General features: G+C 72.8%; 13 protein-coding genes. 6 read left to right on the plus strand and 7 right to left on the minus strand.

What is annotated here, in order from left to right; all coding sequences use genetic code 11:
* The 3 genes from MXD62_RS12890 (at position 1) to MXD62_RS12900 (ending at position 5,276) form a co-directional block, all read left to right on the plus strand.
* The gene (locus tag MXD62_RS12890) at positions 1-1,083 is read left to right on the plus strand and encodes a DUF3696 domain-containing protein (RefSeq protein ID WP_248829511.1); all 1,083 of its coding nucleotides are present in this window, start codon (positions 1-3) and stop codon (positions 1,081-1,083) included.
* Positions 1,080-2,000 (plus strand): hypothetical protein, encoded by a 921-nt coding sequence (locus MXD62_RS12895; protein WP_248829512.1) that lies wholly within the window; start codon positions 1,080-1,082, stop codon positions 1,998-2,000. The genes MXD62_RS12890 and MXD62_RS12895 overlap by 4 nt, the downstream gene beginning before the upstream one ends.
* 402 nt (positions 2,001-2,402) lie before the next feature.
* Positions 2,403-5,276, plus strand: coding sequence for an Hsp70 family protein (locus MXD62_RS12900; RefSeq protein WP_248829513.1), 2,874 nt, complete (start codon positions 2,403-2,405; stop codon positions 5,274-5,276).
* Positions 5,277-5,530: 254 nt separating this feature from the next.
* Here MXD62_RS12900 and MXD62_RS12905 read toward each other — a convergent pair whose 3' ends face one another.
* Positions 5,531-8,314 (minus strand): WD40 repeat domain-containing serine/threonine protein kinase, encoded by a 2,784-nt coding sequence (locus MXD62_RS12905; protein WP_248829514.1) that lies wholly within the window; start codon positions 8,312-8,314, stop codon positions 5,531-5,533.
* 513 nt (positions 8,315-8,827) lie between these two features.
* Here MXD62_RS12905 and MXD62_RS12910 point away from each other — a divergent pair.
* Both MXD62_RS12910 and MXD62_RS12915 read left to right on the plus strand, forming a co-directional pair.
* Positions 8,828-9,646, plus strand: coding sequence for a class I SAM-dependent methyltransferase (locus tag MXD62_RS12910; RefSeq protein ID WP_071065607.1), 819 nt, complete (start codon positions 8,828-8,830; stop codon positions 9,644-9,646).
* 281 nt (positions 9,647-9,927) lie between these two features.
* Entirely contained in the window at positions 9,928-11,250 is a 1,323-nt protein-coding gene (locus tag MXD62_RS12915) for an ABC transporter substrate-binding protein (RefSeq protein ID WP_248829515.1), read from the plus strand.
* A 122-nt stretch (positions 11,251-11,372) separates the two neighbouring features.
* On the opposite strand, the gene MXD62_RS12920 is transcribed toward MXD62_RS12915, so the two are convergent.
* Together MXD62_RS12920 and MXD62_RS12925 are read right to left on the minus strand one after the other, a co-directional pair.
* On the minus strand, positions 11,373-12,419 hold the full coding sequence (locus tag MXD62_RS12920; RefSeq protein ID WP_071065605.1) for a hemolysin family protein: 1,047 nt from the start codon (positions 12,417-12,419) through the stop codon (positions 11,373-11,375).
* Entirely contained in the window at positions 12,416-14,062 is a 1,647-nt protein-coding gene (locus MXD62_RS12925; RefSeq protein ID WP_248829516.1) for a hemolysin family protein, read from the minus strand. The genes MXD62_RS12920 and MXD62_RS12925 overlap by 4 nt, the downstream gene beginning before the upstream one ends.
* A gap of 662 nt (positions 14,063-14,724) precedes the next feature.
* Here MXD62_RS12925 and MXD62_RS12930 point away from each other — a divergent pair.
* Positions 14,725-15,438 (plus strand): DUF4232 domain-containing protein, encoded by a 714-nt coding sequence (locus tag MXD62_RS12930; RefSeq protein WP_248829517.1) that lies wholly within the window; start codon positions 14,725-14,727, stop codon positions 15,436-15,438.
* A 169-nt stretch (positions 15,439-15,607) separates the two neighbouring features.
* On the opposite strand, the gene MXD62_RS12935 is transcribed toward MXD62_RS12930, so the two are convergent.
* The 4 genes from MXD62_RS12935 to MXD62_RS12950 form a co-directional block, all read right to left on the minus strand.
* Positions 15,608-15,820, minus strand: coding sequence for a hypothetical protein (locus MXD62_RS12935; RefSeq protein ID WP_020459561.1), 213 nt, complete (start codon positions 15,818-15,820; stop codon positions 15,608-15,610).
* 167 nt (positions 15,821-15,987) lie between these two features.
* Positions 15,988-16,764 carry a sulfite exporter TauE/SafE family protein gene (locus MXD62_RS12940; protein ID WP_248829518.1) on the minus strand — a complete coding sequence of 259 codons (777 nt, stop codon included), beginning with the start codon at positions 16,762-16,764 and terminating at the stop codon, positions 15,988-15,990.
* 20 nt (positions 16,765-16,784) lie between these two features.
* Positions 16,785-17,546, minus strand: coding sequence for a TetR/AcrR family transcriptional regulator (locus MXD62_RS12945; protein ID WP_248829519.1), 762 nt, complete (start codon positions 17,544-17,546; stop codon positions 16,785-16,787).
* Entirely contained in the window at positions 17,519-18,628 is a 1,110-nt protein-coding gene (locus tag MXD62_RS12950) for a CaiB/BaiF CoA-transferase family protein (RefSeq protein ID WP_248829520.1), read from the minus strand. The genes MXD62_RS12945 and MXD62_RS12950 overlap by 28 nt, the downstream gene beginning before the upstream one ends.
* Positions 18,629-18,656 lie beyond the last annotated feature (28 nt).

Consider the following 18,656-nt stretch of genomic DNA (forward strand, 5'->3'; position numbering starts at 1 on the left):
GTGCTCGAACAGCTGGGAATCGAGAACTTTAAGGCGTTCTCCCGTATGACGATCGACCTGCGGCCGCTGACGGTGCTGACCGGTCTTAACAGCGCAGGGAAGAGCACCATCATACAAGCGCTGCTGCTGGCCGACCTGGCAGAGAACGGCGACGGGCCGTCGGTCCCTTTGAACGGCCCGCACGGACTTGCGCTGGGAGAGGCCGCCGATGTCCTGCACTCGGGCGCGACCGATGAAATGATCACTGTGACGCGGCGGTCGGGTGATTCGGAGGCTCGGCTGGTACTCAGAGTTCCTGATGATCGGTCCGTACATCTGTTCCGGCAGGTTTTGGACGGGCCGCCGGACGGTCGTGTTCCACTCGACACCTACCTCTGCGCCGAACGGCTCGGCCCTCGTGATCTTCTTGACGTGACGGCCTCCGCGGAGGGCCGGCTTCGTGTGGGTCATCAGGGCCAGTTCGCGGCACACGTTCTCGCGCAGCACGAGCGTAACCCGGTGGCCGGCGTTCTCCTGCACCCGACGACACAGGATCGGGACGCGATCACCATCGGCGGGCAAGCCGGCCGCTGGCTGTCCGCGATGACCCGTCCCATCAGTGTGGAGGCGACGTGGCTTCCCAACACCAACGCGGCGATGGTGCGGTTTCGTGAGCCCGGTGACCTGCTGTCCTCCGCGTTGCGGCCCGCGAACGTGGGTTTCGGCATCTCTTATGCTCTGCCTGTGTGCGTCGCCGGACTCACCGCGCGCGCGGGCCATCTCTTCATCGTCGAGAACCCTGAGGCGCACCTACACCCGGCGGGTCAGTCAGAGATGGGTCGCTTTCTGGTCCGGCTCGCCGGGGCCGGCGTCCAGACCCTGGTTGAGACGCACAGCGACCACGTTGTGAACGGGATCCGACTCGCGCTGGCCGAAGGTGACATACTGTCGGCCGAAGACGCCGTCATCCACTATTTCGGTGCCGGTGCGAACTCTGTGATCGAGGTGCTGGGCGGGGGGCGGCTCTCTGACTGGCCGCCGGGTTTCTTCGATCAGGGAGAGATTGATCTCGCAAAGCTCGCCCGACTGCGCGGCGGACGATGAGATATTTCATCGACGAACAGTCCCTGTGCTCTCCCGGCGATCTCGCCTGGCGGCAGGTCGAGCGGGACCTCGAGGGGCTGGCTGAGATCCTCAGCGAGCTGCGCTCGATGGGTGAGCCGGTCGGGCTGCTCGCCGGGTGGCCTGGGCTGGAGATCCAGCCAGGTCATGACCTCGTGACGGTGCTCGCCTCGGCGGGATTCATCGACCGTGATGTCCGTGTTCGGTTGCTGCAAGCGTTCGACAAGTGCGTCGCGTGGGATGAGGATCCGGCTGTCGCGGTGGAGGGGGCCGTGTCGGTCGGCGGCGTCACATATGAAAGTCTTGGTGTGGGCAGGGCGCTGCAGCTTGCTGCGGAAGGCCGAGCGACAGCCGTGGTCGCGACGCCGTGGGCTGACCGGCACGGCTGGCTGCCGGTGGCTGCGGCCGGCGAGGTGGCCGTGGATCTCTGTTTCATCGTCGTGGATGCGGATCTCCGGCGATTCCTGCGATCGCTCTTCGCGCTGGACGACGTGGCCGAGGCCGATTTCTTCGGTCTTGCGGCCGAAGCCTTCCCGGCGTTGTGTTTTGCCGAGAAATTAGCCTTCCGGCGCTTCGCCGGCGGATATGTAAACCGTGACGCGGTAGTACGACACCTCGCCGCACTCAACGATCAGTTCGCTGATCTCTACGTCGAGTTCCATGGAAACTCGGCGCGGATAAGTGCTCGGCTGGGTGTGCCGGTAAGTATCGAAGGTAACACCAGGGCGTCGAAGAAACTGATGAGAGAACGCGATGCCGTCTACGACGGCCAGGACTTCCGCTGCGAGTGGCATTCGAAGATCGAGCCACATCGGAACAGGATTCATTTTCACCCGGGTGATGAGCGAACTCAAGGGCGGTTGCTCATCGGGATCTTCGTCGAGCATCTGAACACCTGAGGTGGGGGCCATCACCGTGCCGACCCGGTTGGAGCTTGAGCACCTGTGATGTCCGGGTTCGGCGACCCCCGCCGGTGCGGGCCTGTCGGGAGCGTTGGTCTGGGCCTGTGCGTGTTCCCCGAGTCTCATCGTCACTCGGGTGCGTCGGTTCGGCTCGTCGGCGCCGACGAACCGGGACGGCGCTATCGCCACCTGATACAGCGTGCTGCAACGGTGTCCGCTACCGGATAGAGCAACGTCGGTCTGTACGCCTACGATGTGCCGGTCGGCCTGTTCGTTGACTGTTAAACGACCCGTTCGCGCATCGACCGTGTCGGGTGGAGTTGAGAGCGGGTCGGGGGGGACCGCGCGGCGTGCATCGCCTGCCGTGACGGGCGGCGAACGAGCATACCCGGAGGACCAGTGGGCTACCAGCTTGGCATCGACGTCGGATCGGCCACCACAGTCGTCGCCGCCACGGACGGGGGCTGGCCCGCCGTGCTGACCCTGGGCGGCGCCCGAGCCGTGCCGTCCGTCCTGTACATGCCCCAGACGGGCGGTGTGCTGTTCGGGCGCTCGGCTGAGAGGCGGGCCCGCACCGATCCCGACCGGGCCGCCCGGGGGTTCCTGCGGCGGCTCGGCGAGCCCGGCCACCTGCTGGTCGGCGGCGCTGCTTACAGCCCGGACGGGCTGCTCGCCCGGCTGGTCGGCCACCTGGTCGGGCAGGTCGTCGCGGCCCGGGGGGAGGAGCCCGAGCAGATCGTCGTCGCGCATCCCGCCTCCTGGCCCGCGCACCGCCGCGAGGTGTTCGCCTCCGCCGTCAGCCACCTCTCGGACGTCTCGGCACCCGTCGCGACCTGCGCGGCCGCCGACGCGATCGGCACCCTGCTCGCCCGCCGCTCGGGGACCCGCACGGTCGACCTCGTCGGCGTCTACGACTTCGGCGCCGGGCACTTCGACGCGGCGGTGCTGTCGTTCAGCCCGTTCGGGTTCCAGCAGCTGGGCACATCGGTCGGGGCGAACCACGCCGGCGGGGCCGACTTCGACGAGCTGCTGGTCGAGCGGGTGCTGGCCGAGGCCGGCGCCAGCCGGGAGCGGCTCGACCGCTCCGATCCCGCGGTCACCGCGGCACTCGCCCGGCTGCGTGAGGAGTGCGCCCAGGCGAAGGAGTACCTCGCGGAGGAGGACGAGATCGAGGTCGCCCTCGCGCTCCCCGGCCTGCCCGCGACGTCGGTGGTGCTGCGCCGCGCGGATCTTGAGACCCTCGTCGCGCCGGTCGTCGACGACACGGTCCGGGCGTTCCGGCGGACCCTCCGAACGGGCGAGGCGACCCCCGAGGATCTCTCCTCCGTGCTCCTCTACGGCGGCGCGGCGCGGATGCCGATCGTCGCCGCCCAGATGCGGGCGGCGTTCCCGAGCGTCGGCCGGTGGGAGTACGGCTCGGACGACGACATCGCGACGGGCGCGGCGCTGATCGCCGCGCGGCTGGCCGCCCAGTCCTCCCGCGAGGAGGTCACCTCGGTCATCCGGCCGCCGGACAGCAGCCCGCCGATCCTCTCCGCGCCGCCGCTGAGCTCCGTCCCGCCCCTGCGCCCGGTCCCGCCGGTCGGGTCGGTCCCGCCGGTCGGGTCGGTGCCGCCCGGCGCCGTGGCGTCGACCGGCGGGCCGGCCGCCGGTGACGGCGACACGTCCAGCGGGCCGGTTCCCCCCGGCGGGGCGGTGTTCGGGGGAGCGGCCGCCGGCGTCAGCGCCTCCAGCCTGGGCTACACCTCATGGCCCGACCGGACGGGACAGCCGCCCGCCGCCGACCCCGACGCCACGGCGATCGGCCACCACGGCGGCTCGGCGGACGACACCCTGATCTCCCGCGGCGGCCACGGAACACCGCCACCCACCACGGCCCCGCCACCCACCGGGCCGACGTCCACAGGCGCGACGTCCACCGGGGAGCCGGCCGGCGCGGGGTACCAGGGCGGTTGGGGGAGCAGCCCGTACCCGTACGGCGACGCCGCGTACACCGTGGCGGCCGGCTCGTCGGCCGGCGGCGACCGCACCCAGGCGGTCGGCGCGCCCGGCGACCCCGGGACGACAGGAGCGCCTGCGGCCACCGGAGTCACCGGAGTCACCGGGATCGCTGGGACCGCCGGCGGCGGTGATCCTCAGTCGGCCGGGCCGACACCGTCCCAGGCCGGAACGTTCGGCGGGAGCTCCGCCGGCACCCGGGCCGTCCCGCGCGGCGGGCTGTTCGGCGGCTGGTCCCGCGCGACGATCGCCGCGGCCGTGGCCGCGATCGTCTTCGTCGCCGCCGGCACCACCCTGGGCATCGTGCTGACCGGAGGCGGCGACGACACGCCGTCCAACGGCATCGTGCCGATCGCCGCGCCCGCCGCCACGCTGCAGCCGCCCGCGGCGACGACCGCGCCGCCCGCGGCCCCGACACCCGGACCCAACACGGTGCTCGTCGCGGGCTCCAGCGAGGTCGCGCCGATCACCGAGACCGCCTACGCCGGGTTCCGCAAGGTTCAGCAGAACGTGACCGTGAACGTCGAGGCGTCGACGACGGAGGACGGCTTCGCCAAGCTCTGCGCGGGTGGCGCCGACATCGCCGGCGCGTCCTTCGAGTTCGACCCGTCCTTCTCGAAGGACCCCGGCTGCGCCGACCAGATCGTCGGGTTCGAGGTCGCGCACCACACACTGCCGATCGTGGTGAACCCGCAGAACACCTGGGCGCGCTGCATGACCCTCGACCAGGTGCGCAAGGTCTGGGACGCCGGCTCGACGATCAACCGGTGGAACCAGATCGACCCGTCCTTCCCGGACGAGCCGATCACGTTCGTGGGGCCGACCCGGAACACCGTCCAGGCGCAGGTGTTCAACTCGACGGTGAACGACTCCAGCTCCCGGTCCCGGCAGTACCAGGAGACCGACCTGAGCGGGGTCGCGAACGACGTCGCCGGTGACCGGTTGGCCATGGGCTTCCTGGACTTCCCGACGTTCGAGACCTTCGGGCCCCGACTGAGGGGCCTGGAGATCGACAACGGCGAGGGATGTGTCGAGCCGAACGCGGTGACGGCCGGAACGGGCTTCTACCTCCCGCTGTGCAAGCCGGTGTTCGTCTACGCCCGTAAGGACTCGCTGCAGAAGCCCGCGACCGCCGCGTTCATGCGCTACTACATGGAGAACGGCGAGGAGATCGCCTTCGACGCGCACTACGTCCCGCGGACCAAGAGCACGATCGACGAGAACGTGGCCCGCGTCGACGAGCTGACAAAGGGAGTACCACCCGTCACGGCCTGACCCGTGCGTCCACGGCGCCGCGGTTCCGCGGAACCGCGGCGCCGTCAGTCACACAGTTCCGCCGGCTCGCCGCGAAGGGCGTCCGCCGCAGGCACGCGATGCCCGCGGTGGACGCCCTTCGCGGTTTCCGTCGGGCTGCGGTGCCTGTCGGGCTGTCGTTCCTACCGGGATGTCGTTCCCGCCGGGTAGCCCGCGGCGGACGGACATCGGGCGGCGGCGATCAGCCCGTGGTGGAGATCAGGCGACGGTGGAGATCAGGCGGTGCACGGGTCCCGGAACGGGAGCTCGCTGATCCGCTGCTCCCATTCGGCCCGGCTGATGCGGGCGTCCGGGTCTGCGCAGGCGATCGTCGTGAGCTTCGCGGCGTCCGTCGACCACACCGCGACCTGCCCGGACTCGGTGCTCAGCGCGAGGCGGTCGTCCGCGGCGTCCGTCGCCAGGGCGAGGACCGAGCTCTTCAGATTGCCCACCTGGACCATCGGCGCCGCACTCGAGGTGTCCCAGTAGGCGACGACGCCCGCCTGGTCACCGCTGACGGGCTGGCCGCCGGCACCGAACACGACGGCGTTGACCGGGGCGGTGTGACCGTGCAGCTCACTGGTGAGACGGGCGGCCATCGGGTCGCGCACATCCCAGACGCGCACGGTGCGATCGTCGCCACCGGTGATCATCCGGTGGCCATCCGCGCCGAAGGCGACGGCGTTCACGGCGCCGACCGCTCCGGACGCCACCCCCGCCTGGACCGGTTTGCGCGGGTCCGCGATATTCCACAGCTGGACGTCACCACCGATCCCCGCGGTGGCCAGCAGCTTCCCGTCCGGGGTCAGGGCCATGTCCGTGATCACCGCGGCGGTGCGCTGGAGGCGCAGCATCGCGGGGGCGGCCGGGTTCGCGACGTTCCACAGGCCGAACGTGCCGTCCTCGGCGGCCGCGGCCAGCAGCGATCCGTCCGCGGACAACGCCACCTGCACGGGACGGGACAGGCCGTCCAGCTGGGCGACCTGCTGGGGGTTCGCCGGATCGGTGACATTCCACAGCCGGGCCGCGCTCTGCGTTCCGCCGGTCGCGATCCGCGTGCCGTCGCCGGTGAACGCGATGCCCTCGGACGGGTCGTCCGAGCGGCGTTCGCTGATCAGCGCCGGTTCGCCGCCGTCGGTCAGCCGGAACAGCCGCAGCGCGCCGTCCGCGCTGGTGGCGGCGAGGACGGTACCGGCGGGGTTGATGGCGACATCCCGGTAGGGGACGGCCGAGGCCGGCGTGCGCACCGCGGACGCGCCGGCGAACGAGGCGACCATGGCGTCCTCGGCGGCCTGGACGGGTGCGATCCGGTAGGCGGCGAGGCTCAGTCGAGCCGCGAGCGCCGGGTCCTGCGCGCGGCTGGCCGCGGCGGTCGCGGCGAGGTGCGCCGCGATGGCCTCGCGGTCCGCGCTCGACCCGTCGTCACCGCCGCCACCGAGGGTAACGATCGGTACGACGACGGCGGCGACGAGTAGCGCCGCGAACCCGGCGAGGACCATGGTGCGGCGCCTGGACCCGTGGCCGGACTCCGCGCCCTGCGACGGATCGGCACCCGCTCCTTCGTCGGAGCCGGCCGGGGCCGGGGCACCCGGCGCCGGTGACACCGGCCCGGACGACTCGGCTGGTCGCGCGAGCGGCCCCGCGGGCACCGGCCCCGACCACCCCGGCCCGCCGGTGCCCTGGCCGCCGGCCGGTTGGCCGCCCTGGCCTTGGGGCGCGGGTGACAGCGGGTATGGAGGCGGCTGGGAGATCGGTCCCGACGGTGTGCGGGGCTGGGCGGAGCCCGGTGAGGAGACGCCGGGAAACGACGACGCCGGCGGCGGGGTGCCCAGCGCGGGCCCGGCACCGGCCCGCGGCGCGTGTGTCAGCGGCCCGTGCGCCGCCGCCGCGGTTCCGCTCCCGCCACGGCCTCCGACAGCGCTCCCGCCTCCGCCAGCACCTGCTCCGCCAGCACCTGCTCCAGGTGTTCCGCCTGCTCCGGACACGTCGCCTGGTCCGACCGGCCCGCTCGCGGCCGCTCCGGCGGCTGCGCCGGCGGCGGTTCCCGAGGCTGTCCCCGCGCGGTCTCGGCGCCCGCCGCGGGACCAGCGGCGGCCGCGGGGCGCCCCGGCCGTGCCCGCCGTGCCTTCGGCGCCGCCCGGCGGCCCGGGTGCCGCGCTCCGGTCGGGGATAGCCACCCCGCCCATCAGCGACGCGCGCAGCTCCTCGGCGCTCGGCCGGGTGGTCGGGTCCTTACGCATGGCGAGCTCGACGAGCTCGCGCAGCTCGCCCGTCACGCCGTCGAGCTGCGGCTGCTCGTTGATGATGCGGTAGAGGACGGCCTCCATCCGGCCGTGCCCGAACGGCGGGTGCCCGGTCGCCGCGAAGATCATGATTGATCCCCAGGCGAAGATGTCGACCGCGGCGGTGATCGGCAGGTCGAGGATCTGCTCCGGCGACATGTAGCCGGGCGTGCCGATCGCCTGCTTCACGTTGCGGGACAGGTCGCTGACCGTGTCGTACTCACGCGCCAGCCCGAAGTCGATCACCTTCGGGCCGACCGGGGAGAGCAGCACGTTCGCCGGGGTGAGGTCGCGGTGCACGATGCCGGCGGCGTGGATGGCCGACAGCGCGGTGGCGACGCTGACCGCGAGCTGTTCGAGATCGGCCGGCCGCATCGGGCCGCGCGCGGCCACGTGGCGGGAGAGCGTCGGGCCCTCGACGAACTCCGTGACCAGGTACGGCTGCGGCCCGTTCGGGTCGGCGTCGAGTACGGCCGCGGTGGTGAAGCGGCGGACCCGGCGGGCGCTCTCGGCCTCTCGGGCGAAGCGGGCGCGAAACTCCGGCCGGGAGGCCAGCTCGGGGCGGATCACCTTGATCGCGACGGCGGTGCCGTCCGGCGCCTGCCCGAGGAAGACGGCGCCCATCCCGCCCTGGCCGAGCCGGCCCACCACCCGGTAGGCGCCGAGCTGTACCGGGTCCTCGGTCCGCAACGGGCGCGCGGTGTTCCCGGACACCGGTGGTGGCGTAGCTCCGGTCACGCGGCCCCACTCCTGCGGTTGTCACGGCAGCCGCGGGCTGCCGAGGTCGACGACCCGGCGCGGGCAGGCCCGGCGCCACCGCCCGGCGCGCCGTGCGACGGACTCGAGCGCCGCCCCCACCCGGTCGGCCAGTGCGCCGCCCGCCGATCTCCCGACCTACGAGCCACACCGATGATCGTTCCGTGCTGCCGGCCGCCTGAACGACATCCGCACACGATCACTCGGCGGCGGTCAGCCAGCGGCGGTCACTCGGTAACGATCATCCGTGCACACCGCACCAAGCTGATCCTACGGCACGCCGGTTAGCGAGATCCCAGGTCTGGCAGGCCTGTTCGTTGCTCGTGGTGAACCCGGCGGAGCCGCCGGGTCCGGCAGCTCTCGTCGCTCGGACCCGGCCGAACCGGTCGGATCGGTGCCTGACGGCGGATACCGTGCATCCCGGCCGTCCACCGGCGCGTTCTTTCGCGCGACCGTTGGCCGGTTCGCCCCGATGGTGTCGATCTGGGAGGTCACGTGCTCCGCCGCGCAGCGAAATTCGAGGTCACACTCACCCCGACGTCGGAGACGCTGCTGGCGCCGGTGGCCGACGAGCCGCGGCGGTGGCTGCTCGGCCGGGCGCTGGACGACTTCGTCGCCGACGTCGGCGCGCTCGACGAGGTCGCGCCGCGCATGGTCCCGGGTGTGACCCGTCCGAAGATCGACACTGCTGTCGACGAGGCCACGCCGACCGTCGCCGACGGCACCCTGCTCGTTTCCGGCCAGGAGGTGATGCAGACCTGGGAACGCCCGCTGATGCTGGCGCTCGCGCGCGCGGCCACCCGTCCCGGCGGCTCGGTGTGCGAGGTCGGCTTCGGCCTCGGTATCTCGGCGGGCTTCATCCAGGAGCTGCGGCCGGCGACCCACACGATCATCGAGGCGAACGCGGACGTCGCCACCACGGCGCGCGCCTGGGCCGGAGCCGACGGGCGGCAGGGGGTCGAGATCGTGCCGGGGCGCTGGCAGGACGCCCTGCCGGGGCTGGGCCGGTTCGACGGCATCCTGTTCGACACCTATCCGCTGGACGAGCGCGAGGTGGACGACTATGTGGTGCGTGACGCGACGTTCGCCGAGCACTTCTTCCCGCACGCCGCCGCGCACCTGACGGACGACGGGTCGTTCACCTACTACTCGAACGAGATCGACTCCCTCTCCCGCCGCCACCAGCGCGCGCTGCTGAAGCACTTCGAGACGTTCTCGGTCCGGGTCGTCGACGGCCTGCGTCCGCCGGCGGACTGCAGCTACTGGTGGGCCCCGTCGATGGCGGTGATCGTCGCCTCCGGTCCGCGCCGCTGACCGGGCGCCGCTGTCCGTCCGACAACAGTCCGTGTACGCGCCATTCGGTGGGCGGGCGGGTCGATCTGGTTGCGGTTACTGGGCCTGGCTGCCGTGATGTTGTACGGTTTGCCGAGTCGGTTTGCCCCTAGCCGTACCTAGTGTCCTGGTCTATCCCTTTTCCAGGTGTGCCGGCTTCACGGTGTGCCGGAGTCGTCTTCGGGCCGGGACCGGCCCAGGAGGTTCCGCCCGCCCGCGCCTCGCCCGCACCTGTCGCGGCACCCGGACATCAGGAGAGACCGATGACGACCCGACCGACTCCCGCCGCGCACGAGCGAGAGGCCGGCCGGGTCGGCCGGATCGGCCCGCCGCGGCGGGCCCAGCGGGCGCGCCGGCTCCGTCCGTTGCGGCGGATCGCCGCCGTCGTCGCCGGGCTGGGCATGGCCGGGTCGATCCTGCTCACCGGGTGCTCCGCCGACGGCACCGACAGGACGGCCGGGGCCCGCGCCTCGTGCGCGCCAACGCCGGGCGTCACCCCCGACGAGGTCCGCTTCGGAGCCCTTTACCCGGACACCGGCTCGGGTTCGCCGCTGTCCCGCGCGTTCCGGGCCGGCATCGACGCCAGGCTCGGGGTCGTCAACGGTACCGGCGGCATCCAGGGGCGGCAGGTGCGGTACGACTGGCGCGACGACGAATCGACGTCCGACGGCGCACTACGCGGCGCCCGCCTGCTCGTCGACCGTGACCAGGTCTTCGCGATCGTCGGCACCAGCGGCATCGCGACCGAGGCGGTGAGCTACCTCGCCGAGCGCGGCGTGCCGACCATCGGCCAGGATCTGACCGCCAGCGGCGACAACGCCTTCGGCTACTCCAACGTTCTCGGCGGCCAGCTCGGGAACTCGGTCTTCGGAGTGTTCGCCCGTGCGCACGGCGCCACCCGGGCCGTCCTGCTGCGGACCGAGCAGATCCCCGCCTCGGGGCAGATCGACGAGCGGATCGCCCACAGCCTGCGCGCAGGCTCGGTCGAGGTCGTCGACACCGTCGACTGGACGCCGACCGGCTTCGACCTGAACGCCGTCGCGGCCCGGGTCCGCGCGGCCAACGCCGACATGATCACCGGAGTGGTGCCCCCGCAGGCGCTCGCGGACGTCGCGACCGCCGCCCGGCAGGCCGGGGCGACCATCAAGGTCGTGATGGTGCCGATCGGGTACGACCCCGGCCTGCTCGATCGCCGTCCACAGGGCCTGGCCGGCAGCTTCTTCCTCGTCGACTTCGTGCCCTTCGAGGCGGGGACCCCGGCGCACGAGCGCTACCTCGACGGGATGTCCCGCTACGCCCCCCAGATCGAGCGCCGGGAGCAGACCACCGGTCTGGTCGGCTGGATGACCGCCGACCTCTTCCTCCGGGGCCTCGTCGAGGCCGGTCCGTGCCCCACCCGCGCGGGCTACATCGCCGCGCTGCGCAAGGTGGCGGACTACGACGCGGACGGGCTGCTGCCCAGGCCGGTGGACCTCGCGGTGAAGTCCGCGCCCACCGCCTGCGTGAGCGTGGTCCGAGTGTCCCCGGCCGCGGACGCTTTCCAGGTCCAGATGCCCATGGCCCTCTGCGGCGAGGCGCTGAGCTGACGGCCGCGCTGACGCCCGCCCGCCCGCGTCCGTCCGTCAGCTCAGCTGCCCGGCACCCGGCACCCGGCGACGGGTGGGCGCTGAGCCGGCCCAGCGCCCACCCGGCACGCCCCCCGCCGGTTTCAGGCGCGCTGACGGGTCGCCTCGTCGCGGATCTCGCCCACCAGCTCCTCGAGGATGTCCTCCAGCGCCACCAGGCCGAGGATCCGGCCCTCGCCGTCGGAGAGCCGGGCCAGGTGCGATCCCGAGTGCTGCATGGTGGCCAGCGCCGTGCGCAGGCTGTCGTCCGCCCCGACGCGGACCAGCGGCCGGATCCACTTGGCCGCCACCGGGGCCGAACGTCGGTCCTCGCGGTTCTCCAGGACGTCCTTGAGGTGCAGGTAGCCGACGAGGTCACCGTCGTCCCCGCGGACCGGGAACCGGGTGAAGCCCGTGTCGGCCGCGAGCCGCTCGACCTCGCGGGGCGTGATGGACGGCGGCACGGTGACCAGGCTGTCGGGGCGGAGCAGGACGCTGCGCGCGGTGCGCTCGTCGAACGACAGCGCGCCGGTCAGCAGGTCGTGCTCGTCCTCCGCCAGCAGGCCCTCGCGGTGTGATTCCTCGATGAGCCCGGCCACCTCGTCGCGCGTGTAGACGTTGGTCACCTCATCCTTGGGCTCGACCCGCGCCGCCCGCAGGGAGAGGTTCGCGATCCGGTTGAGGATCGAGATCACCGGCTTCACCACCCGGACGACCGCGACCAGCGGCGGGGCCATCAGCAGGACCGCCCGGTCCGGCATGGCCAGCGCGATGTTCTTCGGGACCATCTCGCCGATCACCACGTGCAGGTAGGTGACGGCCGTGAGCGCGATCGCGAACGCCACCGGATGGCGCAGCGACAGCGGCAGGCCCACGGCCTCGAACGGCCCCTCCAACAGGTGGGCGATGGCCGGCTCGCTCAGCGCGCCCAGACCGAGCGTGCAGACCGTGATGCCGAGCTGGGCTCCGGCCAGCATCAGCGACACGTTCTCCATCGCCTTCAGGGTCACCTTCGCCGCCCGGGAACCGGCGAGCGCCATCGGCTCGATGGTGTCCCGGCGGGCGGAGATGATCGCGAACTCGGCCCCGACGAAGAAGGCGTTGCCGGCGAGCAGCAGCACGGTTACGGCCAGCGCGAGAACGTCGTTCATCGCTCGGACTCCCTGACCCCGGCTGAGACCGACCGCGTGCGCCCGCGCCGGCCCGCGTCGTCAGCGCGGTCCCGGCCGCTGGCCCGTCCCGGCCCGGTGCCCGGCGGCTTCGTGCCCGCCGGCGGTGCTGTGCCCACCGCTGGCGCTGTGCCCGCCGGCGGGGCTGTGTCTGCCTGCGCCGCGCCCGTCGGTGCCGCGTCCGCCGGCGCTGTGTCCGCTGGCGCTGCGGTCGGTGGATTCTCGTCGGTGGCCTTCGTGTCCGCCGGGGTCGCGGGTGGCGGAGTCGTGGCTGGCGCCTCGCCCGAGGGCTGCTCCGCGATGTCGGCCCGCGCCGGGTTCGTCGCGGCGTCGCCCCGCGGGTCGAGCCGGATGCGGTCGACGCGGCGGCCGTCCATCCGCTCGACCTCGTAGCGGATGCCGTCCAGGACGATCGTGTCGCCGGTGCCGGGGATGCGCCCGAGGGTGCGCGACATCAGGCCGCCCAGCGTCTGGTAGGCGTCGTCAGCCGGGATCGGCAGGCCGGTGACCTCACTGGCCTCCTCCGGCCGCAGCAGGCCCGAGACGAGCCAGCTGCCGTCCCGGCGGCGCAGCGCCCGGGGGCTGACCCGGTCGTGCTCGTCGACGACGTCACCGACGATCTCCTCGATGAGGTCCTCCGCCGTCACCAGGCCGTCGACCCCGCCGAACTCGTCGACGACGATCGCCATCTGCAGGCCGCCCGAGCGCAGCGTCTCCAACAGCGGCTCGAGGGGCATCGAGGACGGCACCGTCGCCGCGGGGATCATCACGGAGCGTACCTGTACCGTGTCGCGCCGCTCCTCCGGCACGCTCACCGCGTGCTTGACGTGGATCAGGCCGACGACGTCGTCGCTGCCGTCGCCGATGACGGGGAACCGGGCGTGCCCGGTACGCCGGACGGCGCTGATCACCTCGGCGACGGGGGCGTCCGCGTCGATCGACTGCATGCGCATCCGGGGAGTCATCACGTCCTCGGCGACCCGGTCGCCGAAGGTCAGCGAGCGCTGCATGAGCGTCGCCGTCTCCCGCGGCAGCGTTCCGTGCTCGGCCGACCGGCCGAGCAGCGAGAACAGCTCCTGCGGGGAACGTGCCGACGCCAGTTCCTCCTGGGGTTCGACGTTGACCCGCCGCAGCAGCGCGTTCGCGGTGTTGTTCAGCGAGTGGATCACCGGGCTGGTCACCTGGGTGAACAGCCGTTGCGGACGCTGGACGGCGCGCGCCGTCCCCAGCGGCCTGGCGATGGCCAGGTTCTTGGGGACGAGCTCGCCGTACAACATCGTGAACGCGGTCGCGAGCACGAGTGCCAGGGCCACGGAGAGACCGCGTGCCAGGCCCTCGGAGGCACCCAGACTCGTGACGGGACCTTCAAGTAGGTCCGCGATGGCGGGCTCGGCGAGGAAGCCGATCGCCAGGTTGGTGATGGTGATGCCCAGCTGTGCGCCGGAGAGCTGGGTGGAGAGGCTTCGCAGTGCGGTGAGGACGCCCGCCGAGCGGCTGTCGCCGTCCGCCGCGGAGCGCTCGACCGTGGGCCGGTCCACCGTCACGAACGCGAACTCGGCCGCGACGAAGATGCCACATGCGATGACTAGCGCAAAGCTGAGGAGCAGGAGGAGCGCCTCTGTCACCGATCGACCCCCGCGGGCGCTTCCCTACGCGTGGGTCGGCCGGAACTACATCCGGCGTCGTCGGAGCTTTTCATGATCCCTTCCGTCGAGTAAGGCGGCCGCCGGTCTTCGGCGGCCGCCCTGCGGACCTGCCTACCCCCGTCGAGCTGGTTCAACGCGCGCCGGAAGCGGACCGTTTCACCATGGCCTGTGGGATGTGCGTCGGTCCAGGGGCTACGCCGTGGTACGGCGTCGGGCGGGCGGGCGGGCCGTCCGGTGACGGCCGCCCGTCCGTCGCGACCGGGCCCGCCTTCGGGGGCCGCGAAGCCCGGTTCGGACGGTTCCGCCCCGGCGCGGCGCGGCCGGGACCCCACCGGACGGGTGTGGCGCGGCCTCCGGCGGGGAACATGATCGGAACGCGGCGGCATGCCGGTGCGGAGCCCACAGATCGGGGGATCCGGGAGGGCGTCATGCGTCTTTCTTCATCCACCCACGGCCGTTTGGCGATGTGCCGGGCGGGGATCACCCCTCGACGGCTCCGGGCGGTTCTCCCGGCCCGGCCCACCGGATTTCCCGAGGCGACGGAATTCGCCGCGACCGGCGGATTCTCCGAGACCGGGGGATTTGCTGAGACGGCCGGATTCGCCGCGGTGTCGGAATACGGGCCGGAAAAGGAATGCTCCGTGTCGGATCGGCCTGTCCGCGCCGCGATGTCGTCGAGACTGGCCGAATGTCGTCGGGTCACTTCCGGGTGCGCGGTCACCGGTGTGCTCGTCACCGGGCTCGCGGTCGGCCTCGCCGTCGGGCTCGGCGCTCCTGCCTCGGCGCTGGCCGTGGCTGCGGCCCGCCCGGCCGAAGCCGTGCCGGCCGACACCGGGCCCGCCGATGCCGGGCCCGCCGATGCCGGGCCGATCGAGGCCTGTTCACCGGGGGATCTGCTCGCGGAGCTGACCGGCGCGCAGGGCGGCGCGGGCCAGGTGCACGCGGACCTCGTGCTGGCCAACCAGGGCAACGGGGCGTGCGCCCTCGCCGGGTATCCGGCGGTCTTCCAGGTGGATGCGGCCGGCGCCGCCGTGGGGGCGCCGGCGGTGGCCGACGGGCCGCGTGGCCCGTCAGTGATCCTTTGGCCAGGGCAGCGGGTCGCCGCGGGCCTCAGCGGGACCAGCGTGGGTCTCGTGGCGGGCCGGTCGGCCGGGGCGGAGGCCGCCGGTATGTCGGTCATCCCGCCTGGCGGGGACGGTGTGCTCAAGGTCGCCGGGTTCACCGAGGCCGGCGGGTTCTCCGCGGGGGAGTGGGCCGCACTGCGCGTCACAGCGCTCCGGCCGTTCCCCGGCGACCCGTTCCCTGACAACCCGATCCCCGACCACACGCTCACCGGGGCTCACCCGTCCACCTGACGTCGTGCCCGGCCACCGGTCCAGCCTGCGATCGGGTGCGCGTGGGTGCGGCGACGGCGACGTCCGCGGGGTCACCACTCTGCTCGTGGCGACCCCGCGGACCTCCCACCGCCCCGGGTCGAACGTCCGCGGAGCCGCGGGCGGCCTCGCACCGCCCGGACTCCCGGAATCACCGCGGGGTCAGGCCGAAGGTGTAGAAGATGGACAGCGGCCAGGCGAGCGTCGCCACCGCCGCGGTGAAGAAATGACGCAGCGTCGCGCCGTCCCAGTCGGTTACGTCCCAGTAGTCCTGGCTGATGGTGATGATGAGGCCGATGGCCAGGTAGACGAGAAATCCGAGACTCACGCTGCTGTAGGCACGGGTGCGGACCCGGGTTGCCATCGGGGGCTCCTTCTTCGGTGGGGCTGGTTGTCCGTTGCGCTGGCGAATACCCGGTCGCGTCCGCTCTAATCCTCATGTCCCGGTTGACGTCACCTGGGGCTGTTCCGTCGCGCATTCGCGTGATGGGCGGTTCCGGGTGAGCCGGGTCGCACGTCCGGCCTGTGCGTTCAGGTGTAGGCGTCGAGTGCCAGGGAGACGGCGAGTCCGGTCGCGGCCGCGGCGACGATCCAGCGCATCAGCGGCGCCGGCAGGACCCGGACGATCCGGGGCCCGATCGCTCCGCCGGCCAGCAGCCCGGCGGCCAGCGGCACGGCGGCTCCCCACACGACCGATCCGAGCACGGCGAAGAGGACGGCGGCCACCGCGTTCGAGAAGCCTGACGCGACGTTCTTCACAGCGTTGACCCGGGCGAGCGACTCCGGGATCGCGATCGCCATGATCGCCAGCAGCGCGACGCCCGCGCCCGCGCCGAAGTAACCGGTGTAGACCGCGACACCGAACACGGCGAGCAGCATTGCCGGGCGCTCGCCCCGGGCCGGGCCGCCGGCACCGCCATCCACGCCGGCACCCCCGGCCGTGCCGGCACCGCCGCCGGCCGCGCTCACAACGCGCGGCGAGAGCAGGAGGAGCACGGCCGCGCCGAGGATCAGCCAGGGCACGACGAGCTCGAAGGCCCGCGCGGGGGTGGTCAGCAGCAGGATCGCCCCGGCAGCCCCGCCGGCCAACGTCGCCGCGCCGTAGCGGGCGACCCGCCGCGCCTGCCCGGCGAGCTCGGGACGTGAACCCGCGGCCGCGCCCAGCGCGACGCAGATGAGCGCGGCCGAGTTCGTCATGTTCGCGGCCTGCGGCTCGAGTCCCACCGCGAGCAGCGCCGGATAGGAGACGAGCGACGCCAGGCCCGCCACCGTGCTGGTGATCCCGGCGAGGACACCGGCCCCGAGCAACAGCGCGACGTCGGCCCCGGTCAGCGTGGCACCACACCCACGGTCTGCAGCGCGATGCCGACATAGCGGGTGGCGATCTGCGTGGGGGACAGCTCGCCGGCCGGGTTGTACCAGCCGGCGATGGCCTGGCACATCCCCAGCAGGGCGCGGGCGGTGTCCCGGGGGCTGTCGACCGTCATCTGACCGGTCGCCTTCCCGTCCGCGAGGATCTCGACGAGCAGGCTCTCGAGCTTCTTGCGCAGCGTCGCGTACCGGCGGCGGTTCACCGGCTCCAGGTAGCGCAGCTCGGTGTCCAGGTAGGCGAGGGCGAACCGGTTCGACATGAACAGGACGACGGCCTCGATGAGCCGCGCGAACCTGGGCACCGGCCCGTCGTCGACCTCGGCGACGGCCGCGCCGGCCCGCTCGTTGACCTCGGTGACGGTGATCTCGAGCAGCGCGACGAGGATGCCCTGCTTGTTCGCGTAGTGGTAGTACAGCGCCGGGACGGTCACCCCGGCGCGGCGGGCGATGTCGCGCACGGTGGTCCCGTGATAGCCGTGCTCATAGAAGGCGGCCAGCGCGCCGGCGAGGATGGGGTGCAGGTCCGGCGGGTCGTAACTGCGCCAGTCCACCGGCGATCCGCCGGCATGCTCGCGCCCCGGCGGGACCAGCTTGCGGGTACTTCCGCGGGCCGGCGCGGCCAGCACGGCCTCGGCGAGCTCGGGACGCGCCCCCGCGCCCCGCCCCCCGGCTGCGTCCGGCCCGGCCCGGTTCAGCCCGCTGACGGTGGCTTCGCCCATTCGTCCAGGATCGCTGCCGGGTCGCCGACGACCGCGCGGCCCGGTAGCGCGGTGGCGCTGCGCGAGAAGCGCGGCGCGGGTGCCGCCTGGGCCATCCCGTCGGTGTGCACGACGGCGCCGCGGTCGGCCATGTGCGGGTGGTCCTGCACCTCGGCGAAGCTCAGCACCGGCGTGACGCAGGCGTCGGTGTCCGCGAAGATCTCCGTCCACTCGTCGCGGGTGCGGGCGGCGAAGGCCTTGGTGAAGGCGTCCCGCAGCACCGGCCACCCGGTCGGGTCGAACTGGTCGGGCAGGCCCGCGTCGGCGAGACCGAGCACCTCCAGCAGCCGGGCGTAGAACTGCGGCTCCAGCGGCCCGACGGCCACGAAACGGCCGTCGGCGCAGGTGTAGGTGTCGTAGAACGGCCGGCTGCCGTCGAGCAGGTTCACCCCGCGCTCATCGGACCAGTCCCCGAACCCGTGCCAGTCGCCCATGCCACGCCAGGCCCACATCATCTGCACCAGGACGTTGGTGCCGTCCACGATCGCCGCGTCGATCACCTGGCCCTCGCCGGACCGCTCGCGTTCCAGCAGCGCGGAGAGGATTCCCACCAGCAGGAACATCGAGCCGCCGCCGTAGTCCCCGACGAGGTTCAGCGGCACCGGCGGGCGCTGCCCGGCCTCGCCCATGGCATGCAGCGCACCGGTCAGCGAGATGTAGTTGATGTCGTGACCGGCGCGGTTGGCCAGCGGGCCGGTCTGCCCCCACCCGGTCATCCGCGCGTAGACCAGGCGGGGGTTGCGGGCCTGGCAGTCCGCCGGGCCGAGGCCGAGCCGCTCGGTCACGCCCGGTCGGTAGCCCTCGATGAGCACGTCGGCCCGCTCGACCAGGCCCAGCACCTGCTCCCGCCCGTCGGCGGAGCGCAGGTCCACCCGGACGATGCGCCGGCCGCGCAGCTGGAGGTCGTCGGGCCCGTCGTCCAGCTCGGGACGTTGGATCCGCACGACGTCCGCGCCGAGGTCGGCGAGGATCATCGCGCCGTGCGGGCCGGGGCCGATGCCGGCGAGCTCGACGACCCGCAATCCGCTCAGCGGACCGGTCACGCTTCCTCCAGAGATGCCTGCGGAGATG

Source organism: Frankia sp. Mgl5 (genome assembly GCF_023242985.1).
GTDB lineage: Bacteria > Actinomycetota > Actinomycetes > Frankiales > Frankiaceae > Parafrankia > Parafrankia soli.